This window comes from Jeotgalibacillus proteolyticus, from assembly GCF_050107735.1.
GTDB classification, from domain to species: Bacteria; Bacillota; Bacilli; order Bacillales; family Jeotgalibacillaceae; genus Jeotgalibacillus; species Jeotgalibacillus proteolyticus_A.
The window spans coordinates 23,494-38,103 of sequence record NZ_JBNILO010000001.1 but is presented as its reverse complement, the minus strand read 5'-3'; the positions used below and the strand labels follow the sequence as shown (position 1 = coordinate 38,103).

Genomic DNA, 14,610 nt, shown 5'->3' with positions numbered 1-14,610 from the left:
AGCACGGCAGGCTTGTTTCTGCACATATGAAAGGTTTGAACATTATTGGTTCTGTAGCTGATCAAGCGTCTCTTCTGCAAAATCATGATAGGGACTATGAGGAAGTGAGGATAATTGGGCAACCGCTTTTTCTGCGTAAGGAATGGCTTTTTCCCGCTGGCCTTTTTGAGCAAAACAGCGTGCACGGTAGCTGTCGATTGTATAAATCATCGCCAAATCAAAAGGGTGTGTGGCGTAGCTCGGGTGCTTAAATAAAGCAAACTGTTCTAAAGCCTCATCGATCATTCCTTTTCCGTAAAGGGCTTTTCCTTTTTCCAAATAGAAATAGCCGCCCATTTTATCTGTAGCTTCCTTAATTAATTTCTTTAACTCCTCTAAAATGGTTAATGCCTTATCATGATTTTTTGTATACTCATTGTGATAGTGCGCCTCAATAAACAAAGCGGAGCCCAACGTATCTTCATTATCTGTAAAAAGTGCGAACTGCCTTGACTTTTTAAGATAATGCTTAAAACTTTCTTCATCCATGTTTACCAGTGCATTAAATGCAGCTAACCGGTATATATCATCCATTAAATAATAAACACGTTTATGTTTCGAGTATTTAATAAGGCGGCTTAGCACTTCTTTCCCACGACTGTATTCGCCAAGGCCAAATAAAATGATTATTTCAGCATAATCCAATTCGATCTGCACGACAGGTTCAATGACGATGTTGTTCAAATCGTATTCTTTTTTAAATGTATGGAGATAGTCCAATGCTTTTTTAAAGCGCCTCATCTTCATATCTGCATGTAATAATAAGATTTTCGCTTTGAGCGCTTGATTGTGTAAAAGTAATGATTCATAAATCCGTATAGATTCCAAAATGGTGGTATTTGCTTCTTTAAATTTTTCTAGCACTAATAAGCATCTTCCCCCGATTTCATAAAGACGTCCTGTTTCATAGGTCGTGGGTAGTTTTTGTTTATATAAAGATTGAATCTCTCCATAGATCTTCTCGATCGGATATTTTATTTCTTCTATAGAAAATTCTTTTTCCGTTTCTTCAATTTGATTTTCTATTTGAACTAAAAATTGTTTAATTTCTTCAGTGGAACGTTCCTCTAATAATAGATGCACATCCACTCCAAGCTGACGTGCAATATGCGCTAAGCTTTCCATCGAGGGCTTGGCTTTGCCGTTTTCAATTAAACTCAGCATTCCTTTTGTGAGCTGATCACCCGCAACTTCAACCAGCGTCATTCCTTTTTCTTTACGAAGCTCTTTGATGCGTTCTCCAAGTTCATTCATGCTGCCACCACTGCTTTCTCTAAACTAACTACTTTTGTATAGTTTAATTATATTAAACTTTATCTTGAATTGAAAGAAGTAAGATGCTACGATAAGTTTAATTAAATTAAACTGTAAAAAATAGGAGATGAAATTGATGAGTGAAACTCAACGAATCAAGCGAGCCACCCGCAATCTTTTCCTTTTTACCGGAAGTGAATTTGTCGGAACAATCGGCGCTCATATTTATATGTTCGGAATCGGGTTATTTGTTTTAGGATTGACAGGTTCTGCTTCCAGCTTTGCCATCACGATGCTTTGTTCCATGATTCCCCGTATTATTTTTTCACCGATCGCCGGACACATTTTGGACCGTCTGCCTAAAAAACCTGTTGTAGTAGCTTCTCACGCTCTCATGACTGTGACGATGGCGATCGTTCTCATTTATACCTTACTCAACGGTTTGTCCCTGCCCGTTATTTATCTTACCTCCGCTTTTTTGTCTGTCTTTGCCACTTTTTCAGGAATCGGATTAACAGCTGCTATTGCGAACTTTATTGATGAGCCGCGTATACAGCGTGCAGTATCTCTGACCCAGTCCTCTACCTCACTTGCCAGTATCCTAGGACCCATTCTTGGCGGTGTGATGTACGGATACTTTTCAATTGAAGTTTTTTTACTTTGTCACGCTGCAGCGTATGGGATTGCCACCATTCTTGAAGCAAACATCCATTTTACTTTATTTAAAAAGCCTGCTGCAGAAGAAAATGCTTCTTTGGCCAATAATCATTCCATGTTTAGCAGCATTAAGGATGGAGCCATTTATGTAAAAAATCATCACGTTCTTTTCGCGATTATGACGGTAGCCCTTTGGGTGAATTTTTTCTTTATGGCAATGGCTGTCGGTCTTCCTTTTATTATCATCGAAGTGCTGCAGGCTTCTTCTCAACAATTAGGGTTAATTGAAGCAATGCTGGGAGTTGGTACCCTGTTAACATCCATTTTTATCGCAACTCGTCCTGAATTTAAAAAGCCCATCAGGACTATACGCGGAGGTCTTCTGTCGCTGGGAATCATGTTTGCTTTGATAGCCGTTCCATTGCTCGTATCCATGCCTGACTTTGGCTTTGTTGGTTTTTACATGGCAACCGGATTTATGATAGGTTTACTAATGGTGATAATTAACACGCCCATTATGGTTATTATTCAAAAAACAACTCCTGAAAGCTACAGAGGACGTGTATTCGGGTTACTGGAAATGCTTGCTACTGGCATCTCCCCAATTGGATTAGTCCTTTATGGATTCCTGTATGATGTTGTGTCCCCTCAATGGATTATACTCGCTTCTGCCGGGATGCTTTTCTCAGTCACATTATATGGCTTGCGAGCATCCAGGATAAAGGATCAGCCTCTCCCGGCAAATCCCGCTCTTCAGGAGGTTTCAGAAAGTCTATCATCCTGACCAATCGCTAATAAAGCACCTCAGAAGACAGATTTCACTTCTGCCTTCTGAGGTGCTTTATAGGGTTAAACGTTAATCCATAAATTCCACTTCATATTGGTTCACAATTTTTCCTTGAGCATCAAAGTAGGAAACGGGCAGAGTCTCCATTTCCTCCAGCGTTTCCGGCAGATCGAATAAAATCCAATAGCCCGCTCCGTCTTTTGTTTTAAATACTTTCGCTTCTTCATCCTTCAGTGACACTTTATCTGTGTTTTCATTGACTTTGGCATAAAGCAGCTTGGACTCTCCATCATTTTCAATAACTGTAGCGTAGTCCTGAGGGCGGTTGTCGCCAAAGCTGTGCTTCCACCCGAATACCCCTTTTCGAAAGATATTAACGCTGTTTTCTGTAAACACAGCTGCCACCGTGTGGTCCCTGTTGTATTCAATCGTATAGTCTGCTGCAGCTGAAACTTCAGCTGCCACGGCTTCTTCCGGGGTTTCAAATGTTCCGGCCATAGTTTCAATGATGGCCATAACGCCGTAAAATACTGAAAAGAAAAAGATAATGGCTAAAATCATTCTTCGCCTCTGCTCTTTCATCCGGTCCCCTCCGCTCTGTTTTTCTTACGTTCTAAAAGCAGCGTTCGCTTTGTTTTTTGATTATACCTCTTATTCTTTCCTGATCCTGTCGAAAAAAATCATAAAAAAAGCCGCCAAATGGCGACTTTTTTCATCAGGCTAATGCCTGTTCCAAATCTATGAGTAAATCTTCAATGTCTTCAATTCCTACTGAAATTCGAACCAAACCGTCCGTAATGCCCAGTTCAGCACGGCGCTCCGGAGGAATGGAAGCATGCGTCATTTTAGCCGGAAGAGAGATCAGGCTTTCGACAGCTCCAAGACTTTCTGCCAGCGTGAAGTAGCGCACTTTGTTCAATACAGCTTCTGCTTTCTCAGCACTTCCTACATCAAACGAGATCATCCCGCCAAATCCGCGCGACTGCTTTTGAGCAATCTCATGGCCGGGGTGTGATTTAATGCCGGGATAGTGAATTTTTGAAATGCCTTCGTGCTTTTCTAAGAAGGCAACAATTTCTTTCGCATTTACTTCGTGCTCTTCCATTCGGAGTCCGAGTGTTTTCAAGCCTCTAATTAGCAGCCATGAATCCTGTGGTCCAAGTATGGCTCCCACTGAGTTTTGCATAAAATGCACTCGTTCAGCCAGTTCACTTGAGTTTACAACGACCAGACCTGCTACCACATCACTGTGTCCGCCGATGTATTTTGTAGCGCTGTGAAGAACAATATCAGCACCATGATCAATAGGTGTCTGCCAGTACGGAGTCGTAAACGTATTGTCCACAATCGTCAGTAAATCGTGCTCTTTAGCCACTGCTGATACAGCAGCAATATCTGTTACTTTCAATAATGGATTCGTCGGCGTTTCAATGAATACAGCTTTTGTATTTTCCTGTACGGCAGCTGCTACATTTTCCGGATTACTCGTGTCAACAAACGTCGAATCAATGCCTAGCTGGTTTAACACTTTCGTCATGACACGGAAAGAGCCGCCGTACACGTCATCGGTCATAATAATGTGAGATCCTGCGCCAAACATCATCATGACAGAGGAAATGGCCGCCATGCCTGATCCAAATGCAAAGCCTGCGACCCCGTTTTCAAGGTCCCGAATCAATTCTTCCAATGCGTGGCGGGTCGGGTTGCCTGTACGGGAATACTCATACCCGTTGCGAAGTCCGCCAACGCCGTCCTGCTTATATGTGCTCACCTGATAAATAGGTGTAGAAACGGCGCCTGTGGCTTCATCGCCAAAAATCCCGCCGTGAATTAATTTTGTTTTTGGTTTCATATTCTAAATTCCACCTTCGTATATGTTCTGACTTAAGTACCGTTCACTGCTGTCGGCAAAAACGGTAACGATGTGTGCGCCAGGCTCCGCTGACTCTGCTTCCTTCAGGGCTGCATGAAACGCTGCACCTGACGAGCTGCCGACAAGAAGACCTTCTTTTGCGGCGAGCTCTTTAACCCAGTAAAAGGCATCCGCATCATCGACTGTGTGAATTGCATTAAAATACGACCGGTCCATGTAATCCGGTAAAAACTCCATGCCGATTCCTTCTGTCTTGTGGGGACCGTTTTCCCCGCCATTAATCGTTGAACCTTCAGGCTCGACAATTACGGTTTTAATCTTGCTGTTCTGCTCTTTTATATAACGGGCAGTTCCCATGAATGTTCCGCCGGTGCCAGCTCCTGCGACAAATACGTCTACATTGCCGTCCATGTCCTGCCAGATTTCAGGACCCATCGTTTTATAATACGTCATTGGATTAGCTGGGTTGCCAAACTGAGCAGGAGAAAAGGAGCCTTCTGTTTCCCTTACCAGCTCTTCTGACTTTTGAATGGCTCCCCGCATGCCTTTTTCAGTTGGTGTATTTACCACCGTCGCGCCAAGTGCACGCATCAGCGTTTGCTTTTCCACACTGAACTTTTCCGGCACAACAAACACTACCTGAAAGCCCCTGCCTGCTGCTGCAAGAGCCAGACCGATTCCTGTGTTTCCTGCGGTTGGCTCAATGATGGTGCCGCCGGGCTTCAGCTTTCCTCTTTGAATCGCATCCTCAATAAGCTCCAATCCAAGGCGGTCTTTGACACTTCCGCCCGGATTGAAGAATTCCAGCTTGGCGAAAATGCGTACACCATTTGGAATAGAAATATTAGATAGTTCAACGATTGGTGTTTTCCCAATCAAAGCTTGCACATTTTTTGCTACATTCATTTACGCTTCCTCACCAAAAACATCCTTCCACTCATCACGCTTCGCCAGCATGTCACGGGCAATTTCCTTCGCACCTTCTAAGCTGTGATTCGCTGCCCAGCCGCATTGCACTTCATTGCAGGCAGGCACTTCCGTGGCTTCGAGTACATCGTTTAACGTTTTTTCCAGCACGTCCAGAACTTCATCGTAGTTGTCATGATTGATGACAGATAAATAAAACCCTGTCTGGCAGCCCATAGGACCGATATCGATCACATTTGTCATATGATTGCGGATATTCTCTGCCATTAAATGCTCGATTGAATGAAGGCCATCCATTTTCATATGCTCTTTATTCGGCTGTTTAAAGCGAACATCGTACTTATGAATTTCGTCTCCGTTGTGTCCTGACGTTACACCTACAAGTCTTACATATGGAGCTGCTACTTTTGTATGGTCAAGGTTAAAGCTTTCTACATTCATTTTTTTAGTCATGGTTGATTCTCCCCTTTTCGCAAATTTAGTTCGTTGTCTTTATCTTATAGCTTCATTTATTCGCTGTACAGAGAAAGCCATTGAATTTAGCCGGTGAAATCCTCCGCTTTTTTAGCGTGGATCAGCCACACGTAATCATTTAGTTGAGTAAAGGAAACAGTAAAACCGGCTTCCTGAAACAATGCCTCCATGATCGGCTTAGTTGTATAATACTCCCTCTTTAAATCTTCAAGAAGGTTGATGTACCCTTGAGCCTCTACTTTTTCCCACTGCTTTTTGCGGGCAATGTCATTTTCGAACATCGTATCTGCAAACACAACCTGACCGTCCTCAGAAAGTACTTTTCGGTAGTAAAGCACGGCTTCTTTCTTTTCCTCATCAGTTAGATGATGAAACGCATACGTGCTGACCAGAGTTTGCACCGGCTCTTCAGGAAGCGGAAAGCTCGTGAAGTCGCCGTCCTCTATCTGCAGCTCTGGAAAACGCTGTTTGGTATGCGCTCTCATTGCCGCATTCGGTTCAATGCCCACTACCTTAATCCCTTTTTTCAAAAGCTTCTCTGTTAAATTCCCGGTGCCAACGCCAAACTCCACCGTCAGCCCCTGCGCTGCATCCGCAACTTTTTGCAATATAGTATCGTAGCCGGCAAATACTTCACGGTACTCCTCGTCTTTGCCGCTTACAGATTCATCATAGCTATCGATCCACTCATCAAAAATTTCTACAAATTCACGACCCATGATTTGCACGCTCCATTCAATTTTAAGTATTCTTACCAATATACTCGGAATAAGAAGGGTCGGTGCTTATTTTAGCAAAAAAGAAAGGCCCTGTCATCTTTCATGACAGAAGCCCTCTTATGGTTAATCCTTTTGGAAATCCTATGAGTAATCCTTTAAAGTACAAAAGGGGCCAGGCCCCTTTTGTACTTTAAAGCAACACACCATCACACTTTAAAAGGATGGCAGGCAGTGACGGTGAGGTAGCTGGACCATTCTTTTTTTGCCTGCTGCCATTCCACGGGATATTGTCCCCACTCCCACGCTGGTTCAAAGCAGCCATCTTGGGTGAGCTTGGCAGCGTACCAGTAGGCATTTTCTTCCACTACTTCCTCCAATTCGCTGTACAAAAATGACTGTTTCTGATTGATTAGTGCGATAGGCTGCAAACCGTATGATGACCATTGATCCTTGGAAAGAGCGAATATATCGTGCAGATGATCAGACATTTTTGCTATAATCCGCTGCTGAATTTCTTCTGTGTCTGTAAGCTGGGCAAGCCGGTAATAGCATTGAACTTCATGCATATCCCATTTTTCAATGTCGTCCCATCTCTTCATAACCAGCTGTTCCACTCTTTCTATTAGTTCAGGCGATATCTGGTCCCGATAAAAGTGTAGATAGCCCAGTATTTCTGCCGCCGGATTTCCAGGTGTTTTTTCAAAGGCTGTTTTGCCTGTTTCACTTACATTCCACCAGGGAGCCCTTGGTACATGATTAATAGTCGGTGGAACGATAGGCCAGATTCCCTTTTCACTGTCAAATTGCGAAGTCAAATACTCAAGTGCCTGCTTAATCATAGGGCGAGAACTGTCGACTGGCAGCTGGACGAGAAATTGAAGCGCTAAAGTCGTATTCAGGACTGAGGAATCCAGCAGCCGGCTGTCAGGTTCAAGTGCATGGCCAAATCCACCGTCTGCATTTTGATAGTGCTGCAGTGCGCGGACTACTTCTTCACCTGTTCCCTCCCCCTGCCGAAAAAAATGGAAGGCTCTATCCAGTTCGCGTGCCTCCCGTTGAATATATAAATGAATGGCTGTCACCTGATCCTTAGTTAAATGTTTAGCCAGTATATTCATCTAATCCCCCCTTTTTTATACTACTTCGTGAAAAATTGCTGGAATCCTTTTTTCTTACATCCTTCAATAACATGTTCTTCCAATAAGAAACAGCATTAAATCCAATGGATTCAATGCTGTCGGTCATTACATTTTGTCAGGTGCTTCCACGCCAATTAATTTCAGCGCGTTCTTAAGAGTCTGACGAACAGATTGTATTAATTGCAGGCGCGCCTTGGTGCGTTCAGGCGAGTCTGCATCGAGCACTTTGTTTGCATTGTAAAAACTGTGAAATGCCGCTGCTGTTTCGTTGATATACGTAGCAATTCTATGCGGTGTGCGCAGTTCGGCTGCATCTCCAACAACCTGTGGGAAGTCGCCAAGCTTTTTCAGCAGGTCTACTTCTTTTTCTGTGCCAATTAACGATAAATCAGCCGGTGTTGACAGGTCGATTCCTTGTTCTTCTGCCTGACGGATAATGCTGCAGATGCGGGCATGTGCATACTGTGCATAGTAAACCGGATTTTCATTGGATTGTGATACAGCCAAATCGAGATCAAAGTCCATATGTGAATCTCCGCTGCGCATCGCAAAAAAGTAACGGACAGCATCAAGACCAACCTCATCTACCAGCTCACGCATTGTTACCGCTTTTCCGGTACGCTTGCTCATTTTCATTTTCTCTCCGTCTTTATACAGCTGAACCATTTGAATAACCGCTACTTCAAGGTCATCACGATTATAGCCAAGCGCTTCGACTGCCGCTTTCATGCGTGGAATGTAGCCGTGATGGTCTGCTCCCCAGATATTAATTACTTTATCAAATCCACGTTCAAATTTATCCCGGTGATACGCAAGGTCCGGCGTCAGGTAGGTGTAAGAGCCGTCATTTTTAATCAGCACACGGTCCTTGTCGTCTCCAAGCTCAGTAGAACGGAACCAGGTGGCGCCATCCTGTTCATATACATGACCGCGCTCTTTTAAAGTGCGTAAAGCTGCGTCAATTTTGCCATTTTTGTATAAGGATGTTTCTGAAAACCATACGTCAAATGGAACACGGAATGCTTCAAGGTCATCCTGAAGCTTTTTCAGCTCGTACTTTAATCCGTATTCACGGAAAAACGCATATCGCTCTTCTTCCGGCGCATCAATGTATTTGTCTCCAAATTCATCTGCGAGCATCGTACCAATCCCAATGATGTCTGCTCCCTGATAGCCGTCTTCAGGCATTTCTTTTTCCCGGCCAAGCGCCTGGAAGTAGCGCGCTTCCACTGAAATAGCTAAATTGTGTATTTGATTTCCTGCATCATTAATGTAATATTCCCGTGAAACATCATAGCCCGCTTTAGCAAGAACACTGCAAAGAGAATCTCCTACAGCGGCTCCCCTTGCATGACCAAGGTGAAGATCGCCTGTCGGATTTGCTGAAACAAATTCCACCTGTATTTTCCGGCCTCTGCCGGCGTCCGTGTCCCCGTAAGCTTCACCTGCTTCGAGAATTGCTGGAATTAAGTTATTTAGATAAGTATTATCCATATAAAAGTTTATAAATCCAGGTCCGGCAATGTCGATTTTTTGAATGGAGGCTTTGGATGCATCAAAATGCTCTACAATGCCTTCTGCAATGGCACGCGGGGCTTTTTTCGCAATTCGCGCGAGCTGCATCGCCATATTGGTTGAAAAGTCTCCATTTGCTTTATCTTTCGGTGTTTCAAGCACCACTTCCGGCAGCTGCTCTTCTGACGCTAAACCCGCTTTTATTACCGCTGCTTTGATTTCCTGCTTCACATTTTCCTGGACATTTAACACAATGGTCATTTTGATACAGCCTCCTTATACTTAATTGTCATATCGTAGTTTCCGACCGGGCTTCCAGCCATCTCCAGGCCGTAGTTCACGTGAAATGTTCCTGCATTGCCTCCGGTTGCGCGGTGAGTGTAGCGCTTCGTTTCCGTAACAAGAGATAACGTGCCATATTCACTTTCATATGTACTCATCATGGCCTCCCCTGTGCGGAAAGCGAGTCTCATTTTCAAAGCGCCGCTGCGCAGGATTACTGCCTGGTCTTCTTCCATTTTAACAATCGTCCGCACCGTTCCCGCTTCCTGTGATTCTTCATATTTTAAATAATCAATTTTGTTTTTTGTCATCCATTCACCGGCTGAAGTAAGTGTGAACTCTTCCTTAGAACCGTCTGGCTGAGTAATCACCGTTGTCAATTCAATATGGACGGGTGTTGAGTTTTCCACTTTTTTCACTCCTTTCACCGAACATACTGAAAGTAAAACTTGTATATTCCAGTATGCCTTTTTTCTAACCTTTCCATTATAAGAATGTTTGTTATGAATTGCAATGTACATTTTTAGCAGCAGAACGTAAACAATCTGCCGGAGGCTCATCCGGCAGATTGCGGTTTTCTTATTTAATCCATCCTAAGATCATTTCGCGCAGCAGCTTGCTTGCTGTGTTCGCTGTTTGTTCGGAAGGATCATAAATTGGTGCCACTTCTACAAGGTCTGCCCCAACTACCTTTACGTCTGATCCTGCTATTGCATGAATAGAGGCAAGCAGCTCACGTGACGTAATGCCTCCAGCGTCCACTGTGCCTGTGCCAGGTGCGTGAGCAGGATCAAGTACATCGATGTCAATGGTTACGTACACCGGGCGGCCTTTGAGAGATGGCAGAATTTCTTTTAATGGCTCAAGTACCTCAAATTTGGAAATATGCATGCCATTTTCTCTGGCCCAATCAAACTCTTCTTTCATTCCGGAACGGATTCCAAATGAATAGACGTTTCGGGGACCGATATGCTCGGCTATTTTCCGAATTGGCGTAGAATGGGAAAGCGGCTCTCCTTCGTAATCTGTACGAAGGTCCGTGTGGGCATCCATATGAATAATCGCAAGATCCGGGTATTTTTTCGCCACTGCCTTCATGACCGGCCAGGAAACCAGATGCTCCCCGCCCATTCCTAAAGGAAATTTGCCATCTGCCATTAAACCATCAATATACTCTTCAATTAAATCAATACTCTTATAAGGATTTCCAAATGGAAGTGGAATGTCCCCAGCGTCAAAATATTTTACCTCTTCAAGCTCGCGATCCAAATACGGGCTGTATTCTTCAAGTCCAATGGATACTTCACGGATGCGCGACGGCCCAAAACGGGAGCCTGGACGGTAGCTGACCGTCCAGTCCATCGGCATTCCGTAGATCACGGCCTGCGCGTCCTCATAACTTGAATGGCTTTTTATAAACACATTTCCAGAATAAGCTTCATCAAAACGCATCTCGTTTCCCTCCTATTCCGTCAAATCTTTCACGAATTTCGGCAGAACAAATGACGCATTGTGTAACTCTTTGGTATAGTATTTCGTCTCAATGTCATGAAAGCGTTCTTCAGCAACTTTTAGCGGATCATGTTTTTTGGACCCAAGAGTAAACGCCCAAAGACCGCTTGGGTAGGTTGGAATATTGGCTGTGTACAGGCGTGTTATTGGGAAGATCTCCTTCACATCGCTCATAACCTGCTTAATTAAATCCGCCTTAAACCATGGGTTGTCTGATTGAGCAACAAAAATTCCATCTTCTTTTAACGCTTTTGAAATACCTGAATAAAAGCCTTTTGTAAATAGATTGACAGCAGGTCCAACAGGTTCCGTTGAATCGACCATAATCACGTCAAATTCATTTTCACTCTCAGCAATATGCATGAATCCGTCGCCTACGATCACTTCAACACGTGCATCGTCAAGACCGCCGGCAATTTCCGGCAAAAACTTTTTCGAGTACTCTATCACTTTGCCGTCAATTTCAACTAAAGTAGCTTTTTTAACGGAAGGATGCTTTAATACTTCACGGATGACACCGCCGTCTCCTCCGCCTACAACAAGAACGTTCTCAGGATTCGGATGAGTGAAAAGCGGTACATGCGCCACCATTTCATGATAAACAAATTCGTCGCGCTGAGAGGTCATAACCATGCCGTCAAGAAATAGCATATTGCCCCATTCAGCAGTTTCAGCCATTTCAAGATGCTGAAAATCCGTTTTTTCTGTGTGAAGAGTTTTATTTACTTTCATTGTAATACCGAAGTTTTCTGTTTGTTTTTCTGTAAACCAAAATCCTGCCATTTTGCATTCTCCTTTATTACTCTATATTTATCATCGGGTTTGTTCTTGGATTTGTGTCGTTCTATGCATTGTTTTCCACTCTCACAAAATAAAAAACACACATCAAAAATTATAGAGATATCCAGCAGAAATACAAGTGATATTTTACTGGGTCAGTACTGAAATATGAATCTGTTCACACATGGAAATACCTGGACTCCTCTTGGTACTTGCTGAGCTGACTGGGACCCTGTGTTAAAGCAATTTTTAACAGAGGAGTCGTCTTCTGTTCTTGAAATGATAGAAAAAGCACTAAATCTATCTCTAACATGACTCGACCAATGGAATCAGAGTTTAAATTTTGCTCATTCCGCTCATACTAACGTAAAAGACGCCTGGGGGTAGGAATTATGGGAAGATTAGAAAGGAGAAAGCGCAGAAAAGCTGGCAAAGCGCTGCGATATAGTTTGTTGTCCATCGTTCTCGCGGCAGGATTATGGAGCTTATTAGTCGTCGGCTTATATTTTTACGCGAAAACGACCGGTCCGCCATCCGTGGCAGTCAGTCAGTCCACGATCCTTTATTCTGCCGGTGACGAACCAATCGGGGAGCATCATTCAGGGGAAAAACGATACTGGCAGCCGCTGGATAAAATAGCACCTGATGCGATTGATGCGACGATTGCGATAGAAGATCGAAAGTTTTTCTCTCATAACGGGTTTGATTATAAGCGGATCGCCGGAGCTGTTGTAGCTGATATTCAGGCCATGGCCAAGGTTCAGGGAGCGAGCACGATCTCTCAGCAGTATGCCCGGAATCTTTATCTTTCACATGATAAAACCTGGTCCAGAAAATTTAATGAAGCACTTTATACCGTTCGGCTGGAATGGAATTATGATAAAGACACCATTTTAGAAGGTTATTTAAATACCATTTATTACGGTCATGGCGCTTACGGGATTGAAGCTGCCAGTCAGTTTTACTTTGATAAAGCAGCAGAAGATCTCACATTAGCGGAAGCCGCCATGCTTGCCGGCATCCCAAAATCACCTTCCGGCTATTCACCTGTCAATTATTATGACAACGCAAAGGAGCGTCAGGAGCTGATCCTGGATGAAATGATATCCAACGGAGCGATTTCAGAAGCGGAAGCAGACGAAGCGAAACTGGAAGAGGTTAAGGTGACAGGTGTCCATGCAGATGAAACGGAGGATCTTGCTCCTTATTTTCAAGACGCGGTCTGGGCCGAGCTTGAAGGAGAAATTGGACTGGAACCTCATTACTTAAAGTACGGCGGACTGAAAATTTACACCACGCTGGATCCTGAAAAACAGAAAATTGCTGAAGAAGTGATGAGTGAGGTTGTACCCGAAAAATCAAAAATTGAGGTTGGCTTTGCTGCATTAGATCCCAAAAACGGGTATGTAGAGGCTTTAATAGGCGGTAAGGACTATGATTCAAGCCCCTTTAACCGCATGACCCAAGCCGTCCGTCAGCCAGGGTCAACGCTAAAGCCCATTTTATATACAGCGGCACTCGAGCATGGCTTTACACCGGCAACGACCATGCGAAGTGAACCAACGACTTTTACGTATGATAACGGCAACAGCGAATATTCACCCTTGAATTTTAATCATAAATTTGCAAATGACGACATTACTTTAGCCCAGGCGCTTGCCATTTCCGATAATATTTACGCGGTCAAAACGCATGAGTTTCTAGGCCATAATGTGCTGAGTCAAGCTGGTAAACGGTTTGGACTGGAAACAAAAATAGACAACCGCCCTGCAGCAGCTCTCGGAACCTCTGAAGTAGTTCCGCTTCAAATGGTCAATGCATACAATGTTTTTGCTAATGGAGGAAAACGTACAAAGCCTGTTTTTGTCCGCAGAGTGGAAACAGCAGATGGGAAAGTAATCTATGAGCATAAAGAAAAACCGGTCAAAGCGGTTGATTCAGACATCGCCTTTGTGATGTCTCATATGCTGACAGGCACATTTGACCCGGCTTTAAATGATTACTCCACTGTTACAGGCATTACCCTGCTGAACGAAAAAACGAGAGAATACGGCGCAAAATCGGGCACCACTAATTCTGATCAGTGGATGATTGGATTCTCCCCTTCTCTCACAGCGGGAATCTGGACAGGGTATGATGAAGGAACAGAGATTACATTAAATGAGGATAAAGCAATCTCTAAATTAGTCTGGATCCGTTTTATGGAGCGGGCTTTAGAAGGTTCAAAGGAAGAATACTTTGTTCCGCCAGACGGCGTGGTCGCTGTTAATATCGACCCGCACTCCGGACTGCTTTCATCTGAAGAGTGTGAAGGACAGCGCACTGCCTACTTTTTATCAAAAACAGAACCCGTTGAGGCCTGCTCAAATCAGACTGGTGAGGAAAGCGAAGCACCGGGAGAGCCGGTCATGACACCTCCGGAAGAGCCTGAGGAGATTGAGGAAGCAGATGCCGATACCTGGTTTTTAGATCGATGGTTTTAAGGCTTTACTGACATAAAAATTAAATAGAAAAAACCCCGAGGTGTGCGGCCTCGGGGCTTTTTTGTCCTAGTTACACATTCATGCAACTGTATTAGTAGTGTACTCCGTTTCGACAATTAGAGCAATATAGGATACCATTTTTACGGAAAACGTCACAATTTGTTCACGT

13 protein-coding genes are annotated in these 14,610 nt (G+C 43.8%); 2 read left to right on the top strand and 11 right to left on the bottom strand.

The window, feature by feature from the left end; genetic code table 11:
- Positions 1-42: 42 nt before the first annotated feature.
- On the bottom strand, positions 43-1,293 hold the full coding sequence (locus ACQCT8_RS00205; RefSeq protein ID WP_426867692.1) for a helix-turn-helix domain-containing protein: 1,251 nt from the start codon (positions 1,291-1,293) through the stop codon (positions 43-45).
- A 136-nt stretch (positions 1,294-1,429) separates the two neighbouring features.
- Here ACQCT8_RS00205 and ACQCT8_RS00200 point away from each other — a divergent pair, with 136 nt between their 5' ends.
- Positions 1,430-2,734 (top strand): MFS transporter, encoded by a 1,305-nt coding sequence (locus ACQCT8_RS00200; RefSeq protein ID WP_426867691.1) that lies wholly within the window; start codon positions 1,430-1,432, stop codon positions 2,732-2,734.
- A 72-nt stretch (positions 2,735-2,806) separates the two neighbouring features.
- On the opposite strand, the gene ACQCT8_RS00195 is transcribed toward ACQCT8_RS00200, so the two are convergent.
- The 10 genes from ACQCT8_RS00195 to speE all read right to left on the bottom strand — a co-directional run bounded on the left by ACQCT8_RS00195 (position 2,807) and on the right by speE (position 11,961).
- Positions 2,807-3,319, bottom strand: coding sequence for a hypothetical protein (locus tag ACQCT8_RS00195; RefSeq protein WP_426867690.1), 513 nt, complete (start codon positions 3,317-3,319; stop codon positions 2,807-2,809).
- A 133-nt stretch (positions 3,320-3,452) separates the two neighbouring features.
- Positions 3,453-4,589 carry a bifunctional cystathionine gamma-lyase/homocysteine desulfhydrase gene (locus ACQCT8_RS00190; RefSeq protein ID WP_426867689.1) on the bottom strand — a complete coding sequence of 379 codons (1,137 nt, stop codon included), beginning with the start codon at positions 4,587-4,589 and terminating at the stop codon, positions 3,453-3,455.
- Between the two features lie 3 nt (positions 4,590-4,592).
- The gene (gene cysK / locus ACQCT8_RS00185; protein WP_426867688.1) at positions 4,593-5,516 is read right to left on the bottom strand and encodes a cysteine synthase A; all 924 of its coding nucleotides are present in this window, start codon (positions 5,514-5,516) and stop codon (positions 4,593-4,595) included.
- Entirely contained in the window at positions 5,517-5,990 is a 474-nt protein-coding gene (locus tag ACQCT8_RS00180) for an S-ribosylhomocysteine lyase (RefSeq protein ID WP_426867687.1), read from the bottom strand. It abuts the gene before it with no gap.
- An 86-nt stretch (positions 5,991-6,076) separates the two neighbouring features.
- The gene (locus ACQCT8_RS00175) at positions 6,077-6,730 is read right to left on the bottom strand and encodes a class I SAM-dependent methyltransferase (RefSeq protein ID WP_426867686.1); all 654 of its coding nucleotides are present in this window, start codon (positions 6,728-6,730) and stop codon (positions 6,077-6,079) included.
- Between the two features lie 206 nt (positions 6,731-6,936).
- The gene (locus tag ACQCT8_RS00170; RefSeq protein WP_426867685.1) at positions 6,937-7,848 is read right to left on the bottom strand and encodes a hypothetical protein; all 912 of its coding nucleotides are present in this window, start codon (positions 7,846-7,848) and stop codon (positions 6,937-6,939) included.
- 126 nt (positions 7,849-7,974) lie between these two features.
- Positions 7,975-9,645 carry an arginine--tRNA ligase gene (argS, locus tag ACQCT8_RS00165; RefSeq protein WP_426867684.1) on the bottom strand — a complete coding sequence of 557 codons (1,671 nt, stop codon included), beginning with the start codon at positions 9,643-9,645 and terminating at the stop codon, positions 7,975-7,977.
- A complete protein-coding gene (locus ACQCT8_RS00160; RefSeq protein ID WP_426867683.1) occupies positions 9,642-10,076 on the bottom strand; it encodes a DUF1934 domain-containing protein in 435 nt (144 codons plus the stop codon). Before ACQCT8_RS00160 ends, argS begins: the two co-directional genes overlap by 4 nt.
- Before the next feature lie 169 nt (positions 10,077-10,245).
- The gene (gene speB / locus ACQCT8_RS00155) at positions 10,246-11,118 is read right to left on the bottom strand and encodes an agmatinase (RefSeq protein WP_426867682.1); all 873 of its coding nucleotides are present in this window, start codon (positions 11,116-11,118) and stop codon (positions 10,246-10,248) included.
- Positions 11,119-11,130: 12 nt separating this feature from the next.
- Positions 11,131-11,961, bottom strand: coding sequence for a spermidine synthase (gene speE, locus ACQCT8_RS00150; RefSeq protein ID WP_278239826.1), 831 nt, complete (start codon positions 11,959-11,961; stop codon positions 11,131-11,133).
- Positions 11,962-12,350: 389 nt separating this feature from the next.
- Here speE and ACQCT8_RS00145 point away from each other — a divergent pair, with 389 nt between their 5' ends.
- Positions 12,351-14,441, top strand: a complete 2,091-nt coding sequence (locus tag ACQCT8_RS00145; RefSeq protein ID WP_426867681.1) for a transglycosylase domain-containing protein — start codon at positions 12,351-12,353, stop codon at positions 14,439-14,441.
- Positions 14,442-14,610 lie beyond the last annotated feature (169 nt).